Source organism: Pseudoalteromonas sp. 2CM28B (assembly GCF_023161935.1).
In genome coordinates this window covers 140,844-159,557 of record NZ_JALNTH010000009.1, presented here as the reverse complement: position 1 = coordinate 159,557, position 18,714 = coordinate 140,844, and the positions used below count along the sequence as shown (strand labels likewise).

Genomic DNA, 18,714 nt, shown 5'->3' with positions numbered 1-18,714 from the left:
GAAGGCAAGTGCGGCGAAGGTAAATGCGGCGGTGATGCTAAGGCCAAAAAAGAAGGCAAGTGCGGCGAAGGTAAATGCGGCGGTGATGCTAAGGCCAAAAAAGAAGGCAAGTGCGGCGAAGGTAAATGTGGTGGCGATGCTAAGGCCAAAAAAGAAGGCAAATGTGGCGAAGGTAAATGTGGTGGTAGCCACTAAACTTTTCTTTTTCCGATAAGTGAGAGGGCCATTAGGCCCTTTTTATTTAATATGAGGTTTTATTATGGCTCAAAATCAAACGCCTAACTTTGGCATGGTCGGTTTAGGCTTGCGAAGAGAAATGCTAGATGAGCTTGAGCATGCCATACCAAAACAAATTGAGTTTATGGAAGTGGCCCCTGAAAACTGGTTAAAGCTAGGTGGGCGCTTTGAAAAGCAATTTAAGCAGTTAACTAATAATAATCACTTTGTTTGTCATGGTTTATCTCTTTCTATTGGCTCACCTGAACCGCTAGATATTGAATTTATAAAGTCGTTAAAACCGTTTTTTGATAACCACGATATTAAAGCTTATAGCGAACATTTAAGCTATTGCTCAGGAAAAGGACACATGTATGACTTAATGCCAATTCCTTTTACTGAAGAAGCGATCAAACATGTCGTTTCTCGGGTTAAGCAGGTACAAGATATATTAGAGCGACCACTTGTGCTGGAAAATGTGTCTTATTATGGCGCGCCTGGACAACAGTTAACTGAGCTTGAATTTACAAACGCTATTTTAGAACAGGCTGATTGCCAGTTACTACTAGATGTAAATAATATTTATGTTAATTCAGTTAATCATGGCTACGATGCACATGCCTTTTTAGCTGCATTGCCAGCTAACCGAATTGCTTATGCCCATGTTGCAGGGCATTACAACGAAGCCGAGGACTTGATTATAGATACTCATGGCGCCGATGTTATTGATCCGGTATGGCAGTTGCTCGATAGCGCTTATGAAACGCATGGTGTATTTCCGACGCTGTTAGAGCGGGACTTTAATATTCCACCTATTAACGTGCTAATTGAAGAGCTGGATATAATTCATCAATTACAAGCAAAGCACCTGCAGCTGTTATCCACTGAGCAAAGTGCTTAAACAGTCTTATGCAGCTAGTAATAACAACAGCATGGTTTTAAAAGGGTATTAACTATGAGTTTTATCGATATTCAAAATGAGTTTATGGCTCATATTCGCCAGCCCAACACGAACCCTTGCCCAGCAGATGTTGAAGATAGACGTATGGCTATTTATCGGGAGCTTTTTTTTAATAACATCAATGGGTTTGTATCATCAGCATTTCCGGTATTAAAAACACTTTACACTGAGCAACAATGGCAGTTACGTGTTCGTGAATTTTTTAGTGAACACGATTGTCAGTCGCCTTACTTTTTAGATATTGCTGAAGAGTTTATAACGTACTTAATGACAAGTTATGTGCCCAAAGAGTGTGACCCTGTGTTTATGCTAGCGCTGGCGCATTATGAATGGATTGAGCTTGATGTATCGGTAACTCAGGCTGACTTGAATGAGAGCGAATTGGTAACGAATCAATTAACCCAAAGCCCTTTATATTTATCTAAAACGGCACGTAACTTAAGCTATGAATTCCCCGTGCAACATATTAGCGAAGCGTTTCAACCACAACAGCCCTCAGAGCAGCCTCATTATTTTGTGGTGTACAGAGATAAAGGTGATGAAGTGCAATTTTTATCAACTAATGCGATGACCGCCATGCTGTTGTCTATTATTGACAATAACGCAGGAAGCACATTTGCGCATGTTTGCCAGCAAGTCAGTGAAAATGCACCTCAATTTAGCCTTGAGCAAATAACTCAAGGCGCATTAAGTACCTTAACGGCTATGGCACAGCGTCAAATTATAGTGACAAAAAATCAAGATTAAGCTCTTTATAGATTATTTCACATCGTCTATTATAACGCCTTTATTTGTTGTGCTTAATAAAAGGTTGTACGATGTCAGATGATAAAGAGTTTAAAGACCCGTTTAATGCGGCTTACTTTTTTGCATTTTTAGCCGTGTTTGCTGGAATAGGGTGTTTAAATGCTATTTTAGGTTGGATCACCAACTTGACGTAATTTTTGCTTTATTTCATAAGGCTGTTGTTTTCATCAGCCTTATATTTTTTATCTTGTTTATCCTTCCTGAATTTTTATGACTACCGCAAACTCGCAATTTACGCTCACTTAAGGTTATAATCACCTGCTTTGTAATATGAACCATTGAGCAGTTAAAATTATGACTCAAGTAACACCAGCAATTATCAAAAACAGCATTACTACAATTGCTGATTACCCTAAAGCGGGCATTATGTTTCGCGATGTAACAACCCTAATGGCAAACCCTGAAGCGTTTAAAGCAACCATAGATGCATTTATTAACGCCTATAAAGATCAAGGTTTTACTAAAATTATTGGCACAGAATCGCGTGGCTTTATTTTTGGTGCACCGCTATCTTATGCCTTGGGAATTCCTTTTATCCCTGTTCGCAAACCTGGTAAATTACCGCGCGAAGTTATTCGCCAAGATTACCAACTCGAATATGGTGAAGATACATTAGAGCTTCATACTGATGCAATTGTAGCCGGCGACAAAGTTTTGCTAGTTGATGACTTGTTGGCGACCGGTGGTACAATTGAAGCAACAGCCAAGTTGGTTGCAAAATTAGGCGGCAACGCCACAGATGCAGCATTCGTTGTATCGTTACCTGAACTAGGTGGGGAGCAGCGTGTTGAAAAAATGGGTATTAAAATCCTAAAATTGGTTGAATTCGAAGGCGAATAATCGATGAGTTATCAGGTTCTAGCGAGAAAATGGCGTCCTCAAACCTTTCATGAATTGGTTGGGCAGTCTCATGTTAAACAAGCGCTGGTTAATGCGCTGAATCAAAATAGACTGCATCACGCTTATTTATTCACTGGAACCCGTGGTGTTGGTAAAACGACCATTGCGCGTATTTTTGCTAAAAGCTTAAATTGTGATGAGGGCATTTCTGCCACACCATGTGGTCAATGTAGTAGCTGTGTTGATATAGAAGCAGGGCGCTACATTGATTTACTCGAAATAGATGCGGCCTCACGCACAAAAGTTGAAGATACTCGCGAAATACTCGATAACGTTCAATATGCGCCAACCCGCGGACGCTATAAAGTGTACTTAATTGATGAAGTACACATGTTGTCAAAGCACAGCTTTAATGCCTTATTAAAAACGCTCGAAGAGCCACCTGAGCATGTAAAGTTTTTACTGGCGACCACCGATCCACAAAAATTACCGGTAACTATTTTATCGCGCTGCTTACAGTTTAATTTAAATGCCTTGTCGCAAGCTGAAATTAAGCAACAGCTTGAGCATGTTCTTACGCAAGAGCAGCTCAATTTTGATAATGATGCCCTAAGCATTATTGCTAAAGCAGCCGATGGCAGTATGCGAGATGCGCTGAGCCTGACCGATCAGGCTATTGCTCAAACAAATGGCGATATTAATAATCAAGCTGTTCAAGCCATGCTTGGTTTAATGGATACCCATTATAGTCAGAGTTTACTCGCTGCATTACTCGCGCAGGATGGCGCAGCCTTAATGGCTGAAGTTGCCCAAGTCGCGAGCAGAAATCCGAATTACATTGCACTACTTGATGACTTAATTGCACTTACGCATATTATTCAATTAAGCCAATTAGTGCCTGAAGCGGCAGCACTTGATAGCAATAATGCTGACTACATTAAGCATGTTGCAGCGCACACTCATGCTCAGCAAATTCAAGTGTATTATCAGTTATTACTGAATGGCAAAAAAGATTTACAGTGGGCGCCTGAGCCACGCTTAGGGTTTGAGATGATTATGCTACGATTGTTAGCATTTCAACCTGAGCAGTCACAAACGACGCATTCAGCGCCTAGCTCGCAACCCGCGCCAGAGCAAAATGCCGCAGGGCGTACCAATGCATTGCGTGATATTTTAAATAAAAATAAACCAGCGCAGAGCAATAGCACTGAAAGTCAGCCATCAATACATAATGCACAGCCAACAGAGGCCGCTGAGCCTGAGGTTTCGCGCTCTGATAATAGCCTGACTCACATTGAGCAAGAGTCAACACAAAGTCAGCCAAACGTGTCTGATACAACGCTAATTAGCGATGAACAAGCGCAGCGTCAAAGCGAAGATGATGCCTACATGCAGCACAGCGATGTAGAACAAACCATTGCAGCTCAATACGATGATGTAATGAGTAGCGCGGTTGATCAAGGATTTAATCCTGAGCTATCAAACGCACCTAGTAGCACTGAGCATTCAGCGCCAACAATGGGCGAGCAAGAAGCGCGTGCACAGTCTGCAATAGCGCGTATTTTACGTGACAGAAATATTTCCGGTGCGGGTAAACTGTCAAGCGCAGCAACCGATAAACCTGTTGTGCCAAAATCGACCCCTGCTAGGCCCGTCGATAAACCTATTAGCAATACACCTCAAACTGTAGCGCAGGAGCCGCCTCCATGGGATAGTGAGACGGGTGATGAGTTACCAAAAAAGCCAGCGCTCCCCATGTCAGGGAGCAAGCCACAGGTAAGCACTAAACCTGCAAATAAAGTTGACTTTAAAGCGAAGCACCAAACAATTACCGAAAATCTTGCACCTGAGCTATTAGAGCAAATTAATCCGCAAAAACCGGCTCCTGCTGTTGAACAAGCACCAAGTATTCCGGTACCGGATGATTTTCAAAGCCCCATCAGTGAAATTAGATTTGCCCATCAACAAGATGAATGGGCTTATTTAATTAAGCGAATGGGGCTTGGCGGGCGCATGCGCCAGTTTGCCTTGCATTCAATTTTTACCAAGCAAGATAATCATTTTCATATTGAAGTGGATGAATCGCAAAAGCATTTAGATACGCCTATGCTGCGCCAAAAGTTAAATGTGGCGTTATCTGCTATTTATGGGCATAACGTTGAGCTAAATATCGACTTTGCCAGTGGGGTGATTGACTCGCCTTATCTGATTCAACAAAAAATTGATGCAGGTCGTCACCAGCAAGCGATTGATGTGATCACAAGCGATGAAAATATAGTACAATTTCAACAGCTATTTAGCGCTGAAATTGACGAAAACAGTATTCAGGCATTGTAATTAACTATCAGTGCCCTTATTTATACTTCAGTTAATGTATTAAAAGAAAGAGAGACGATTATGTTTAAAGGTGGAATGGGTAACATGATGAAGCAAGCGCAGCAAATGCAAGAGCGCATGCAAAAAGCCCAAGAAGAAATCGCAACAATGGAAGTCGTTGGTGAAGCTGGTGCAGGTTTAGTTAAAGTAACCATGCTTGGTAACCACAACGTGCGCCGTGTTGAGCTTGATGAGAGCTTAATGGAAGACGACAAAGACATGATTGAAGATTTATTAGCTGCAGCATGTAACGATGCTGTGCGCCGTGTTGCCGACGAAACGCAAGAGCGCATGGGCAAAGTAACAGGCGGTATGCAATTACCACCTGGTATGAAAATGCCGTTCTAAGCAACTATGCAACTTTCAGATAGTTTAACATCGCTTATTGAAGCACTGCGTTGTCAGCCCGGCATTGGTCCAAAGTCTGCTCAGCGTATTGCGTTTCATTTGTTAGAGCGCGACCGTAAAGGCGGTGCTCAACTTGGTAATGCCCTGACTAAAGCAATGAATGCTGTAGGTCATTGCCAATCGTGCCGCACATTTACCGAGCAAGCGCATTGTGATATTTGCTTAAGCACTAAACGCCAAGACAGTGGTATTTTATGTGTTGTTGAATCGCCAACGGATGTACTGGCCATTGAGCAAACAGGTCAATACAAAGGGCTTTACTTTGTATTAATGGGGCATTTATCACCGATTGATGGCATAGGGCCTAAAGAAATTGGCCTTGATGTACTTGAGCAAAAGCTCGCGCAAGGCGGTATTAATGAAGTCATTTTAGCCACAAATCCTTCGGTTGAAGGCGAAACAACGGCGCATTATATTGCTCAGCTTTGCCACAAAAACAATGTGGGTGCATCGCGTATTGCTCATGGTATTCCTGTTGGTGGTGAGCTTGATTTAGTCGATGGAATGACGCTTATGCATGCATTTAGTGGTCGGCGCTTAGTCAGCCATGAATAGTTTATTTTAAGCTTAACTATTTGAACTTATTTTAAAAGCCTACATACATCTTGTAGGCTTTTTTATTGCCTTTGATGCAATATAAATAACAACTTAAGGATGGTATGGCTGCAATAACTCAAAGTGCTAATGTGATTGTTGATGGCTTTATCGCACCTGTTTGCCATGAACACACAGAAATCATTTATCAAGATGATGATATTTTGTTGATCAATAAACCTAGCGGTTTGTTGAGTTTATCGGGTAAAAACCCTCTTAACTGGGATTCGGTTCACCATAGGCTTGTTAATGGTCAACAAGGCGTTACCGCAGCGTTTCCTAAAGCCATATTACCCCACCGTTTAGATTTGGTACCTCCGGAGTGATGGTGGTAGCACTTAACGCGCAAGCAGCTAAAGCACTGAATCTGCAATTTCAATACCGAAGTGTTAAAAAACAATACCGCGCAATGCTCTCAGGGTTGGTTGCTGTGTCTCAAGGAGTGATTACTGCGCCTATAGTAAAAGATAAAATGCTATTTCCGAAAGTGAAAATTTGCCACCACAGCGGCAAACCCGCGCAAACCGAATTTAAAGTGGTTAAACGTTTTCACAAAGAGCAAAAAACCTTAGTCGAATTTACTCCTATAACTGGACGCACTCATCAACTTAGAATACATAGCCTAACGTTTGGCCACCCTATACTAGGGTGTGATTTATATACAAATGATTGCAGTGAGCAGAGAACTCAACGGTTATTATTACATGCCAGCGACTTATTTTTTGTGCATCCACGCACTGATAAGCTAATGCACGGGCATGCCGCAACGCCTTTTTAGTTGATTAAGCCTTTTAAAGTGTCTTTGAATGGGGTTTTTTATATTTTTTTACTTGAAGTTCTCACACCTCCCCCCATATTAAGTGCATAACGCAGACACTTTGCAAATTGGAGATACATAAATGACTGCTGCACAAAAAGAAACATTAGGCTTTCAAACAGAAGTAAAACAATTATTAAACTTAATGATTCATTCGCTTTATTCTAATAAAGAAATATTTTTACGTGAGCTTGTATCAAATGCATCTGATGCCGCCGATAAATTACGCTTTTTAGCGTTATCAAACGGCGACTTATATCAAGGTGATGCTGATTTACGTGTACGTATTAGTGCTGATAAAGAAGCGAATACGGTAACCATTTCTGATAATGGTATTGGTATGACACGTGATGAAGTGATCAGCTCTTTAGGTACAATTGCAAAGTCGGGTACCGCAGAATTTTTCAAAAACTTAACGGGCGACCAAAGCAAAGATTCACAACTTATTGGTCAATTTGGTGTGGGCTTTTACTCAGCGTTTATTGTGGCTGATGAAGTGACAGTGCGTACCCGTAAAGCAGGGGAGACAACAGCTGTAGAGTGGCAATCAAAAGGTGAAGGTGAATACACGCTGCAAGAAATTGAAAAACAAGGCCGTGGTACAGACATTATTCTACACCTACGTGAAGAAGAAAAAGAGTACGCAGACGAATGGCGCCTTCGTAGTATCGTGACTAAATACTCTGATCATATTTCTACACCAGTACAAATGTACAAAGCAGAAGTACCAGAGTCTGAAGGCGAAAACGGTGAGAAAATTCCAGCAGTTCCTGGTGAGTGGGAAAGCATTAACCGTGCTACGGCATTGTGGACGCGTGATAAGTCTGAAATCTCTGAAGATGAATACAAAGAATTTTACAAACATGTAAGCCATGACTGGGAAGATCCACTTAGTTGGGGGCATAACAAAGTTGAAGGTAAAACTGAATACACCAGTTTGTTATACATTCCGAAAAAAGCGCCGTTTGATTTATGGAACCGTGAGCGCCAAAGTGGCTTAAAATTATACGTGCAACGTGTATTTATTATGGATGATGCTGAGCAGTTTATGCCAAGCTACCTGCGTTTCGTTAAAGGTTTATTAGATTCAAATGATTTACCACTGAACGTATCGCGTGAAATACTTCAAGATAACAAAGTGACCCAAGCTATCCGTAAGGGGTGTACGTCGCGTATTATTAAAATGCTTGAGCGTATGGCGAAAAACAAAGCCGATGATTACCAAACGTTTTGGAATGAATTTGGTCAAGTAATGAAAGAAGGCCCAGCAGAAGATGCGGCTAACAAAGAGAGCATTGCTAAGCTGTTACGTTTTGCTTCAACGCATACCGATTCAGACACTCAAGATGTATCGCTTGAACAATACATTGAGCGTATGAAAGACAGCCAAGATAAAATTTACTATGTTGTTGCTGACTCATTTATTGCAGCTAAAAACTCACCGCATTTAGAAATTTTCCGCAAAAAAGGCATTGAAGTTTTACTACTAAGTGACCGTGTTGATGAGTGGATGATGAGCCACTTAACTGAATTTGCAGATAAGCAATTTCAATCAATTACTCGCGGCGATTTAGATTTAGGTGACTTAGACGACGAAGAAACGAAAAAAGCACAAGAAGAGTCTGAAAAAGAAGTTGCAGGCCTTATTGAGCGTATTAAAACCGCATTAGGTGATGATGTTAAAGAAGTACGCTTTACACATCGTTTAACCGATTCGCCAGCCTGTGTGGTGAGCGACGACAACGACATGAGCTCGCAAATGCAAAAGCTGATGGAGTCAGTAGGTCAAGCAGTGCCAGAAGCTAAACCTGTATTTGAGCTAAACCCTGAACACCAGATTGTTAAGCATTTAAATGATGAGCAAGACGAAGATAAATTTGCGCAGTGGTCACATGTATTGCTAGATCAAGCATTACTAGCTGAGCGCGGTACGCTTAAAGATCCAACTGGATTTGTCACTCGCTTAAATAAACTTATGCTTGATTTGAGCAAATAAGTATTAAAAATCAATGATTGAGTAAAAAGGGAACGTTTGTTCCCTTTTTTATGCGCTGGAGCATAGAGTTTATTGATTTGTAAAGGTTAAATTTTCTGCATAGGCGCTGCCCGAAAGGGTCTGTCTGCCTACATGGGGGGTGGCAAATGGCGTGAGCAGGACGCAGAAGTTTTGCTCAATTTTTACACAACCCACTAGGTGGCAAACCTTGTGCCGCTATTAAAGTGCCCCTGGTTTGCACAAATATTAATCCGCAAAGGCCAACAGACTCTAGACAATTAGTATAAGTTACTTGAGTATCTGTGGCGCTTGTGGAAGAATTCAGACTTTAAAATAAACTCTCATATTAGGGGACAATGATATGCGCATTATTCTTTTGGGCGCGCCGGGTGCAGGTAAAGGTACTCAAGCTCAGTTTTTAATGGATAGATACGGTATTCCACAAATTTCTACCGGTGATATGCTACGAGCTGCAATTAAAGAAGGCACACCACTTGGCCTTGAAGCAAAAAAAGTAATGGACGCAGGTCAGTTAATTTCTGATGACATCATCATTGGCCTTGTTAAAGAGCGCATTGCAAAACCTGATTGTGAGAAAGGCTTTTTACTTGATGGCTTCCCACGTACCATTCCACAAGCTGATGCAATGAAAGACAATGGCGTTGTCGTTGATCATGTTATTGAGTTTGATGTTGCTGATGAAGTAATTGTTGAGCGTATGGGTGGCCGTCGTGTTCATCCTGGTTCTGGTCGTGTTTATCATGTTGTTTACAATCCACCAAAAGAGGAAGGTAAAGACAACGAAACAGGCGAAGAGCTTATTATCCGTGAGGATGACACAGAAGAGACAGTTCGTAAACGCTTAGGCATTTACCATGAGCAAACAATGCCACTGGTTGACTACTATCAAGCAGAAGCGCAAGCAGGTAATACGCAGTACCATAAATTAGACGGTACTCAAGCGGTTGAAGCTGTAAGCAAGCAACTAGCTGAGCTTTTAGGTTAATTTTTATCTAAAATTAAAAGCATAATTAAAAAAACCGCTTTATAGCGGTTTTTTATTATCTGAAATTTGACCTTTAAAGCGTTTTAAGCTTTTCAATAACGCTATCGTATTCAGGCTCGGTTGATAAGCTACTAACTAATTGTTTATATATAACTTTATGGCTTTTATCGAGAATAAAAACAGCGCGAGTAAGTAACCCCATATCTTTAATTATTAACCCATACTTTTGGCCAAAATCACGCCATACAGAATCAGAAAGTGTCGTAACTTTATCGATATTTTCTGCTTTGCAAAAACGTTTTTGTGCAAAAGGTAGGTCGGCACTAATCGTCAACATGGCTACGCTAGGAAACTGTTGCGCTACTTTTTCATTAAAATGTTTTGTTTGCAGGCTACAAATACCAGTATCTAAGCTTGGTACTACGCTGATCAATATAGCCTGTCCTTGGTAATTTTCTAATGTAATGGCAGTAAAGCTGTCGTCGACCACTTTAAAATTTGGCGCATCAGCACCGACTTTAAGGCCTTGGCCTAGTAACGTAACAGGTTTACCTTGCGCTGTTACTTTTCCTGCATCTAAGGTGTTTTCAGGTAACTCTGATGCAAAACTAGTGCAACAAAACAGGCTTAATGCAAAGGCTAATGAACGACGCATGGATTTTTTCCTTTTAAGAATTAACGTAATAGTGGTGAGTGTATTATACAGTGACGGAGTTACCAAGCAGAATAATTGACGCGTTTATTTTTCCCTAAAATTGTAAATAAGCAATACTTTGATTAATATGTATATATAATAAATAGGTAATGATTAATAATATCCGTGCCTTTATTTTTTGCGGTGTCAGCGTACAACAAGTTTTAAAATAGAGAGATAATATGTCAACATCGGTTTTAATTTGTGATGATTCAAAATTAGCTAGACGTCAATTAGCTCGCTCTTTACCCGATGATTGGGATATTAAAGTTGAATTTGCATGTGACGGTGTAGACTGCATAAAACAAATAACTAAAGCCCAGCCTGAAATTCTTTTCCTTGATTTAAATATGCCAGAAATGGACGGTTATGGCGTGCTTGCTGCAATGAAAGAGCAAGGACTCGACGTTCTCACTGTTGTGGTATCAGGCGATATTCAACCGAGTGCGCATCAACGTGTGCTTGAGCTTGGCGCCATAGATTTTATTCAAAAACCGTGTTCCCCCGAAAAGCTTGCTGCCATTATTGAACATCATGGTATTAGAGATAGAGCACTGCGTGAACGCATGTCTCACTCGTTAGGTGAACAAGTTGACCCTGATGTTCGTGATATATATCAAGAGCTGACTAATGTTGCCATGGGTCAGGCGGGAGATTTACTAGCAAGACTGCTTAATGTATTTGTTAAGTTACCCATTCCTAATGTTAATGTTTTAGAAGTCAGTGAGCTCAACATGGCGTTAAGCTATGTTGATACCAATGACACTACATCGGGTATTTGCCAAGGCTTTATAGGCGGCGGGGTATCTGGCGAGGCATTATTACTTTTAAATGACTCTAGTTTTAAAGAAATAGCCTCACTGATGAATTACGAAGGTGAACTAAACGACAAGGTTGAGTTAGAGTTGCTAATGGATGTAAGTAACATTTTAATTGGCGCTATTTTAACCGGCTTGTCAAAACAGCTCGACATGACCTTTAGCCAAGGGCATCCAATAGTTTTGGGGCAGCATCGGGACGTTTCTGAACTTGTTCAGTCGAATGAGTCGCGCTGGCAACGGACTCTAGCCATAGAAATAAGTTACGGTATTGAAAATCATGATATTAGTTGTGATTTAATGTTGCTCTTTACTGAAGATTCACTGAAAACTTTGAAATACAAAGTTGCTCATCTACTAGAAGATTAAATATTTATGCCAGCTGATTTAGATGTGAATGAAATCCATTGGTTAATGGATATGTTTAATACGGTTGATGTCGGTCTTGTTATACTCGATCGAGAATACAAAGTGCATGTATGGAATGGTTTTATGGAAAATCATTCTGGTTTGTTACCGAGCGCTGTGAAAGACAAAGACTTATTTGATTTATTTCCGGCCATTGATGAAAAATGGTTTAGAAGTAAATCTGAGTCAGTGTTTGTATTAAAGAATCGTTCATTTACTATTTGGGAACAACAGCCTTATATTTTTCGTTTTAAAAACTACCGACCAATTACCGGTAAAGCGGACTATATGTATCAAAATGCCACGTTTATCCCACTTACCAATGTGCGAGGCGAAGTCGAGCATATTTGTATTATTATTTACGATGTGACAGATATTGCGGTTAACAAAAAAGAACTAGAAGAGTTAAATAAAAAACTAGAACAAGTAAGCCAAACAGATAGTTTAACCCAGCTTGCCAATAGAGGGCACTGGGAGCATTTATTGCACCAAGAATTTTTACGAACGAAGCGAAACGAAGGTTGTTGCTCGTTATTAATTTTTGATATTGACCACTTTAAAAAGGTAAATGATGATTTTGGACACAGTGCTGGAGATGTAGCACTTCGTCATGTAGCGAGTTTACTGAAAACTGCATTGCGTGAAACAGACATTGCTGGGCGATACGGCGGTGAAGAGTTTGTTGTTACTTTATTAGATACCGATAAACAAGGGGCTATTGTATTTGCTGAACGCTTACGCCAGCTAATTGAAACCTCTCCGGCGAAATACAATGAGCACACGCTGCATTTGGCCATTAGTGTGGGTATTGCGTGTTTTGATGATCAATTTAAAGATCACGAACGTTGGATTGAAGCTGCCGATAAAGCGCTTTACCATTCAAAAGAAACAGGTCGAAATAAAGTGTCGGTATACGCTGATATAAAAAATGATGCTTAGGCATCATTTTTTAATTGGGGGGTAAAATAAGCAAGTCAGTTTTAAGTAAGCGCATTATTTTTTCTGCAGTATTACCAATGAGTTTTGCTTTAATTCCTACATTCCCAACAGATCCTATAATTACTAAATCAGCATTGAGCTTGGCTGCTAAGCTTGGGATCACCTGCTCAGGTAAACCCGCTTTAATATAAAGTTTGTCGCGTAAGTTATTATCAATAATGAGTTGTTGCTGTGATTGAGGTAATTTCTCAAAGGCATTGACTAGTTGCTCTTCTGAAAATACTAAGCCTAAATCTCTTAATATTGGAGAAATATACACTGTGTAGCCGGCATAAAATTCACAGTCTGTTCGCTGTGCGTATGCTAGGCCATATTTAATAATTGACTGATTAAGTTTATGTTTTGCGGTTTTTTCGCTAGCTAAATCAAGTGCGGCGAGTATGTTGGTATGCTTGCGCCATTTGTTATCTGCCGCTAAATACAAAGCGATGGGTGTAAAGCGGATAAGTTGCCAATCAAGCTCACTAAATTGGCTATCGCTGTCGATATGGCGTGTTTTTATCACCATTTCGTAATCATCAGTATTAATATCTTCGTTAAGCCACTGCTCGGGGGCTTCATGCCATGCGGTTTGAAAGGTATAACTGCAACCCTCCAGTTCAGCGCTAATCAGTGGCTCCAACTGAGCCCTTAATGATGAAAGACATTTATCTTGGAGTGAAAGCAATTGTTCTGGCGACAGAGAAAATAAAATATTGCTGGTTTCTTCAAAGCTAAATGCAACAATATCAATATGTTTATTGCCTTGCAGCGCTTTTTGTTTAGCGTGCTGCAATGACGTTTTTGCAAATTCAACCGAATCAATCAGTACAAGAAGCTTTTTTTTGTCCATTATTTTTACTCTGTTGTATGGCGTGAATCATCAATTGGACATTGACCAATGGTTGAAATCTCACCCGAATTTGACTCCTGTTCCAGTTTTACCTTAAAGCCCCATAGTCTGTAAAGGTGTTTTAATACTTCCCCATGGGAGTTAGCCAGTGGAATAGCATTATGGGGTACATATCGTAGGGTTAAAGAGCGGTCGCCGCGTAAGTCAACATCGTAAACTTGTATGTTAGGCTCATGATTACTAAGGTTATATTGTGCAGAAAGTGCTTCTCTAACCGATTTGTAGCCATTATCGTTGTGAATAGCGCCTATTTCTAAATGTGGGTTACTAGCATGGTCGACTATGGTGAATAATTTAAAGTCCCGAATCAGCTTAGGGGATAAAAATTGGCTAATAAAACTCTCATCCTTGAAATTTTGCATTGCAAAGTGGAGTGTCTCGAGCCAGTCACTGCCCGCATGCTCAGGAAACCAGCGTTTATCTTCTTCTGTTGGGTTTTCACAAATACGACGTATATCAACCATCATATTAAAGCCCAGTGCATAGGGGTTAATACCCGAGTAATAATCGCTATTGTATGGAGGTTGGTACACAACATTAGTATGGCTTTGTAAAAACTCCAACATAAATGAGTCGGTTAGTTTTCCCTCATCATATAAATGGTTCAAAATAGTATAGTGCCAAAAAGTGGCCCAACCTTCATTCATTACTTGGGTTTGTTTTTGCGGATAAAAGTATTGTGATATTTTTCGCACTATCCTGACGATTTCTCGCTGCCATGACTCGAGTAAAGGGGCATTTTTTTCAATAAAGTACAGAATATTTTCCTGTGGCTCTTGCGGGAAGTGGCGTTCGTTTTTTTTTGACTCTTGCTGTTGAGAAGGAATGGTACGCCATAATTCGTTAACTTGTGATTGCAAATACTCAGCCCGTTCTTGCTGACGTTTTTGTTCTTCAAATAACGAAATTCGTTGTGGACGTTTGTACCTATCAACACCGTAACTCATTAATGCATGACATGAGTCGAGTATGCTTTCTACTTCGGAAATACCGTACTTTTCTTCACAGCGGCTAATATAGTTTTTAGCAAACAATAAATAATCAATAATTGAGCCTGCATCAGTCCAAGTTTTAAATAAATAATTACCTTTAAAAAATGAGTTATGCCCGTAGCAAGCATGTGCCATAACCAGTGCCTGCATCGGAAGGGTGTTTTCTTCCATTAGGTAAGCAATACAGGGGTTGGAATTAATCACAATTTCATACGCAAGTCCCATTTGGCCGCGTTTATAATTTTGCTCTGTTTGAATAAATTTTTTACCATACGACCAGTGAGTGTAGCCAATGGGCATGCCTACACTTGAGTAGGCATCCATCATTTGTTCTGCGGTGATCACTTCAATTTGGTTAGGGTAGGTGTCTAACTTGTAATGCTCAGCCACACGGGCTATTTCGTCTTGGTATTGTTGCAATAGTTCAAAGGTCCAATCGGGCCCATCACTTATTCGATTATCGTTCATAATGCTACCTCGCTTTGGCTATGCAGCCCCTTGCTGTTGACGACCTTTTTTAAATAGCTCCCTAAATATAGGGTAAATATCTTCAACACCTTGGATATGTTGGATGGCAAAATTACTGTTCGTTTGGCTAATGCTTTGATACTCGCGCCATAAACTTTGATGGGCACGTGTGGTAATTTCTATATAGGCAAAATAGCGAACAGCTTTAAGTATTTTATTACGTAAAATGTGTCCACATTGGGGCGTGTCATCGGCCCAATTATCGCCATCAGAAGCTTGTGCTGCGTATATATTCCATTCATCAGCATTATAGCGCTCAGCTATTATTTCATTCATCAGTTTTAGTGCACTTGAAACAATGGTACCGCCTGTTTCTTGTGAATAAAAAAACTCCTGCTCATCAACTTCTTTGGCTTGGGTATGATGGCGAATATACACAACGTCGATGTCTTTGTAGCTGCGAGTTAAAAACTGATAAAGCAAAATGTAAAAGCGCTTTGCCATGTCTTTTGTTGCTTGATCCATCGAACCTGACACATCCATAATACAAAACATCACCGCTTTACTAGTTGGGTGTGGTTGCTTGTCGTAGTTACGAAAACGTAAGTCGTAATTATCAATAAAGGGCACGGTTTTTATTTGCTGTTTGAGTGTGTCGATTTCTTTTTGTAATAAGGCCACAGCGGCTTTATCACAGTGTGGTTGTTCAAGCAGCAGTGCTAGTTGCCCCTCAAGCTCGCTAAGGCGGCGTTTTTTACCTGCGGTCATTGCAATACGACGAGCTAGAGAGCCTTGTAATGAGCGCACTACATCAATATTGCTGGGCATACCATCACTGCAAAACCCAGCGCGATGGGTTTTCATTTGCACTAGCTTATCAAGCTGATTTTCTTGCAAATTAGGGAGTTCTAAATCCTCAAATAACAAATCAAGGTATTCATCTTTAGAGATAGAAAAAACAAATTCATCTTGGCCTTCGCCAGAGTCACTTGCTTCACCTTCGCCTGCGCCACCGCCTTTGCCTCCTTTAGGGCGTTCTATTTTGTCGCCAGTAGAGAACTGATCGTTCCCAGGGTGTATTTGCTCTCTATTACCGCCTCTACCTTGATGAAAAGTAGGTTCGCTAATATCACGCTGCGGAATAGAGATGCTCTCTCCAGAGCTTGAATCAGTGACACTGCGTTTATTGATCGCATTAGACACCGCTTCTTTGATCTGCTTTTTATAACGCCTAATAAAACGCTGGCGGTTAACTGTGCTTTTGTTTTTGCCATTTAAACGCCTGTCGATAAAATGCGCCATAATGACCTCCTAAAAACTGCAATTATGAAGGTTATTGCGATTTTCTAACCCGTAAATACCACTCAGATAGCAAGCGCACTTGTTTTTGCGTGTAGCCTTTTTCAACCATACGATTAACAAAGTCCTCATGCTTTTGCTGATCTTCAGCTGATGTTTTTGCATTAAATGAAATAACAGGGAGTAAGTCTTCCGTGTTTGAGAACATTTTTTTCTCAATAACCGTGCGTAGTTTTTCATAACTCGTCCACAGCGGATTTTTGCCATTGTTATGAGCGCGAGCACGCAGCACAAAGTTAACAATTTCATTTCTAAAATCTTTAGGGTTTGAAATACCTGCAGGCTTTTCTATTTTTTCAAGCTCAGCGTTGAGTGCATCACGGTCAAATAATTGCCCTGTGTCAGGGTCGCGGTATTCTTGATCTTGAATCCAAAAATCAGCATAAATAACGTAGCGGTCAAAAATATTTTGGCCATATTCTGAATATGACTCTAAGTACGCGGTTTGTAGCTCTTTACCTATAAACTCAACATATTGTGGAATTAAATAGCCTTTTAAAAAGCTTAAATAACGTTCTTCAACCTCGGCACTAAATTGTTCACGCTCAATTTGCTGCTCAAGCACATAAAACAAATGCACAGGGTTGGCGGCCACTTCGGTGGTGTCAAAGTTGAATACTCGCGATAAAATCTTAAACGCAAAACGGGTTGAAAGGCCGGTCATGCCCTCATCAACACCAGCGTAATCACGATACTCTTGATACGACTTCGCTTTTGGGTCGGTGTCTTTAAGGGTTTCACCATCGTAAACTCGCATTTTAGAGTAAATGCTTGAGTTTTCCGGCTCTTTTAAGCGCGAAAGAGTGGTAAATTGGGCTAAAATTTTAAGTGTACCTGGCGCACAGGGGGCGTTGTAAAGCTCACTGTGTTCAATCAGCTTATCGTAAATTTTAATTTCTTCGGTCACTCGTAAGCAATAAGGGACCTTAACAATATAAACACGGTCTAAAAAGGCTTCGTTGTTTTTATTGTTTTTAAAGGTTTGCCATTCTGATTCATTAGAGTGGGCGAGTATCATGCCGTTAAATGGCAGGGCGCTTATGCCTTCTGTGCCGTTATAGTTACCTTCTTGTGTGGCTGTTAGCAGTGGGTGTAACACTTTTATGGGGGCTTTAAACATTTCCACAAATTCCATTAAGCCTTGGTTGGCTAAACATAATGCGCCTGAATAGGCATAAGCATCAGGATCATTTTGTGCAAAGTGTTCAAGTTGGCGAATATCGACCTTACCGACAAGAGCAGAAATATCTTGATTGTTTTCATCTCCGGGCTCTGTTTTAGCAATCGCAACTTGATTTAAAATTGATGGGAAGCGTTTAACCACTCTAAATTGACTAATATCACCATTAAATTCTTGTAAACGTTTTGCGGCCCATGGCGACATTACCGTTTTGAGGTAACGAGACTTAATTCCATATTCTTTTTCGAGTAGGCTGGCATCTTCAACGGGATCAAATAATGACAGCGGATGGTCATTAACCGGGGAGCCCTTAATTGCATAAATAGGCACTTGTTGCATTAAATACTTTAGCTTTTCAGCAATCGATGACTTACCGCCACCTACCGGACCAAGCAAGTAAAGCACTTGTTTACACTCTTCTAATCCTTGCGCGGCGTGTTTTAGATAAGAAACAATTTGCTCAATGGCGTCTTCCATACCATAAAAATCGGCAAATGCAGGGTAACGTGCAACAACACGGTTCGAAAATAAGCGACTTAAACGAGTATCGGTAGCGGTATCTACCATTTTAGGCTCGCCAATGGCCATCAGTAATCTTTCAGGAGCACTGGCATAAGCAGACTTATCGGTTTTACAAATTTCTAGAAACTCAGCAACACTGTACTCTTCTTCTTGTGTTGATTCATAACGTGCTTGGTAGTGATCAAAAATAGTCATAATGACCTCCGAAACCTACTTGGAAAATGTATTCACCATTTAAAGTCTAGTCACGAATTTAAATTTTTGTGCAATAAAATTAAAAATTTATATGAAAAATGATCATGATGCACTTTTAGAAAACAACCTACGTATAACCTTAATCAAATAAAGTAGCGGACATAAA

Annotated in this window: 16 protein-coding genes and 2 pseudogenes; 13 read left to right on the top strand and 5 right to left on the bottom strand. The window is 40.5% G+C overall.

Annotation, left to right across the window (positions count from 1 at the left end; genetic code table 11):
* From MTN96_RS14585 to adk, 11 genes and pseudogenes are all read left to right on the top strand, one after another.
* Positions 1-195 (top strand): annotated as a pseudogene (locus tag MTN96_RS14585) (hypothetical protein); the annotation flags it as partial.
* Positions 196-259: 64 nt separating this feature from the next.
* Positions 260-1,117 carry a DUF692 domain-containing protein gene (locus tag MTN96_RS14580; RefSeq protein ID WP_069439628.1) on the top strand — a complete coding sequence of 286 codons (858 nt, stop codon included), beginning with the start codon at positions 260-262 and terminating at the stop codon, positions 1,115-1,117.
* Between the two features lie 54 nt (positions 1,118-1,171).
* Complete coding sequence (locus MTN96_RS14575; RefSeq protein ID WP_069439627.1) at positions 1,172-1,924, top strand: DUF2063 domain-containing protein; 753 nt, start codon at positions 1,172-1,174, stop codon at positions 1,922-1,924.
* A gap of 71 nt (positions 1,925-1,995) precedes the next feature.
* The gene (locus MTN96_RS37035) at positions 1,996-2,118 is read left to right on the top strand and encodes a hypothetical protein (RefSeq protein ID WP_282447298.1); all 123 of its coding nucleotides are present in this window, start codon (positions 1,996-1,998) and stop codon (positions 2,116-2,118) included.
* 160 nt (positions 2,119-2,278) lie between these two features.
* Positions 2,279-2,824, top strand: coding sequence for an adenine phosphoribosyltransferase (gene apt / locus MTN96_RS14570; protein ID WP_013465193.1), 546 nt, complete (start codon positions 2,279-2,281; stop codon positions 2,822-2,824).
* Positions 2,825-2,827: 3 nt separating this feature from the next.
* A complete protein-coding gene (gene dnaX, locus MTN96_RS14565) occupies positions 2,828-5,161 on the top strand; it encodes a DNA polymerase III subunit gamma/tau (RefSeq protein WP_069439626.1) in 2,334 nt (777 codons plus the stop codon).
* Between the two features lie 60 nt (positions 5,162-5,221).
* Positions 5,222-5,548: a YbaB/EbfC family nucleoid-associated protein gene (locus MTN96_RS14560; RefSeq protein WP_013465191.1), complete on the top strand. Its 327-nt coding sequence runs from the start codon at positions 5,222-5,224 to the stop codon at positions 5,546-5,548.
* Positions 5,549-5,554: 6 nt separating this feature from the next.
* The gene (gene recR, locus MTN96_RS14555) at positions 5,555-6,163 is read left to right on the top strand and encodes a recombination mediator RecR (protein ID WP_036982332.1); all 609 of its coding nucleotides are present in this window, start codon (positions 5,555-5,557) and stop codon (positions 6,161-6,163) included.
* A gap of 104 nt (positions 6,164-6,267) precedes the next feature.
* A pseudogene (locus MTN96_RS14550) lies at positions 6,268-6,980 on the top strand (RluA family pseudouridine synthase).
* 121 nt (positions 6,981-7,101) lie between these two features.
* On the top strand, positions 7,102-9,015 hold the full coding sequence (htpG, locus tag MTN96_RS14545) for a molecular chaperone HtpG (protein WP_036982337.1): 1,914 nt from the start codon (positions 7,102-7,104) through the stop codon (positions 9,013-9,015).
* 361 nt (positions 9,016-9,376) lie between these two features.
* A complete protein-coding gene (gene adk, locus MTN96_RS14540) occupies positions 9,377-10,021 on the top strand; it encodes an adenylate kinase (protein WP_036982340.1) in 645 nt (214 codons plus the stop codon).
* Between the two features lie 73 nt (positions 10,022-10,094).
* Here the strand turns inward: adk and tpx are convergent, their stop codons facing one another.
* Positions 10,095-10,676, bottom strand: a complete 582-nt coding sequence (tpx, locus tag MTN96_RS14535) for a thiol peroxidase (protein ID WP_036982343.1) — start codon at positions 10,674-10,676, stop codon at positions 10,095-10,097.
* A gap of 221 nt (positions 10,677-10,897) precedes the next feature.
* Here tpx and MTN96_RS14530 point away from each other — a divergent pair, with 221 nt between their 5' ends.
* Both MTN96_RS14530 and MTN96_RS14525 read left to right on the top strand, forming a co-directional pair.
* The gene (locus MTN96_RS14530) at positions 10,898-11,902 is read left to right on the top strand and encodes a response regulator (RefSeq protein ID WP_069439624.1); all 1,005 of its coding nucleotides are present in this window, start codon (positions 10,898-10,900) and stop codon (positions 11,900-11,902) included.
* 6 nt (positions 11,903-11,908) lie between these two features.
* On the top strand, positions 11,909-12,880 hold the full coding sequence (locus MTN96_RS14525) for a diguanylate cyclase (RefSeq protein WP_069439623.1): 972 nt from the start codon (positions 11,909-11,911) through the stop codon (positions 12,878-12,880).
* A 10-nt stretch (positions 12,881-12,890) separates the two neighbouring features.
* Here the strand turns inward: MTN96_RS14525 and MTN96_RS14520 are convergent, their stop codons facing one another.
* Genes MTN96_RS14520 through MTN96_RS14505 form a run of 4 tightly spaced genes read right to left on the bottom strand, consistent with a single transcriptional unit; the run spans position 12,891 to position 18,548 of the window.
* Entirely contained in the window at positions 12,891-13,772 is an 882-nt protein-coding gene (locus tag MTN96_RS14520) for a universal stress protein (RefSeq protein ID WP_069439622.1), read from the bottom strand.
* Positions 13,773-13,777: 5 nt separating this feature from the next.
* Positions 13,778-15,292: a SpoVR family protein gene (locus MTN96_RS14515; protein WP_069439621.1), complete on the bottom strand. Its 1,515-nt coding sequence runs from the start codon at positions 15,290-15,292 to the stop codon at positions 13,778-13,780.
* An 18-nt stretch (positions 15,293-15,310) separates the two neighbouring features.
* Positions 15,311-16,594 (bottom strand): YeaH/YhbH family protein, encoded by a 1,284-nt coding sequence (locus MTN96_RS14510; RefSeq protein WP_248532062.1) that lies wholly within the window; start codon positions 16,592-16,594, stop codon positions 15,311-15,313.
* 31 nt (positions 16,595-16,625) lie between these two features.
* Positions 16,626-18,548 carry a PrkA family serine protein kinase gene (locus MTN96_RS14505; RefSeq protein WP_013465180.1) on the bottom strand — a complete coding sequence of 641 codons (1,923 nt, stop codon included), beginning with the start codon at positions 18,546-18,548 and terminating at the stop codon, positions 16,626-16,628.
* Between the last annotated feature and the right edge of the window lie 166 nt (positions 18,549-18,714).

Bases quoted from the DNA above. Each gene is read 5' to 3' on its own strand.
- MTN96_RS14580 (WP_069439628.1), top strand. From the start codon at position 260: ATGGCTCAAAATCAAACGCCTAACTTTGGCATGGTCGGTTTAGGCTTG.
- MTN96_RS14575 (WP_069439627.1), top strand. From the start codon at position 1,172: ATGAGTTTTATCGATATTCAAAATGAGTTTATGGCTCATATTCGCCAG.
- MTN96_RS37035 (WP_282447298.1), top strand. From the start codon at position 1,996: ATGTCAGATGATAAAGAGTTTAAAGACCCGTTTAATGCGGCTTACTTT.
- apt (WP_013465193.1), top strand. From the start codon at position 2,279: ATGACTCAAGTAACACCAGCAATTATCAAAAACAGCATTACTACAATT.
- dnaX (WP_069439626.1), top strand. From the start codon at position 2,828: ATGAGTTATCAGGTTCTAGCGAGAAAATGGCGTCCTCAAACCTTTCAT.
- MTN96_RS14560 (WP_013465191.1), top strand. From the start codon at position 5,222: ATGTTTAAAGGTGGAATGGGTAACATGATGAAGCAAGCGCAGCAAATG.
- recR (WP_036982332.1), top strand. From the start codon at position 5,555: ATGCAACTTTCAGATAGTTTAACATCGCTTATTGAAGCACTGCGTTGT.
- htpG (WP_036982337.1), top strand. From the start codon at position 7,102: ATGACTGCTGCACAAAAAGAAACATTAGGCTTTCAAACAGAAGTAAAA.
- adk (WP_036982340.1), top strand. From the start codon at position 9,377: ATGCGCATTATTCTTTTGGGCGCGCCGGGTGCAGGTAAAGGTACTCAA.
- tpx (WP_036982343.1), bottom strand. From the start codon at position 10,676: ATGCGTCGTTCATTAGCCTTTGCATTAAGCCTGTTTTGTTGCACTAGT.
- MTN96_RS14530 (WP_069439624.1), top strand. From the start codon at position 10,898: ATGTCAACATCGGTTTTAATTTGTGATGATTCAAAATTAGCTAGACGT.
- MTN96_RS14525 (WP_069439623.1), top strand. From the start codon at position 11,909: ATGCCAGCTGATTTAGATGTGAATGAAATCCATTGGTTAATGGATATG.
- MTN96_RS14520 (WP_069439622.1), bottom strand. From the start codon at position 13,772: ATGGACAAAAAAAAGCTTCTTGTACTGATTGATTCGGTTGAATTTGCA.
- MTN96_RS14515 (WP_069439621.1), bottom strand. From the start codon at position 15,292: ATGAACGATAATCGAATAAGTGATGGGCCCGATTGGACCTTTGAACTA.
- MTN96_RS14510 (WP_248532062.1), bottom strand. From the start codon at position 16,594: ATGGCGCATTTTATCGACAGGCGTTTAAATGGCAAAAACAAAAGCACA.
- MTN96_RS14505 (WP_013465180.1), bottom strand. From the start codon at position 18,548: ATGACTATTTTTGATCACTACCAAGCACGTTATGAATCAACACAAGAA.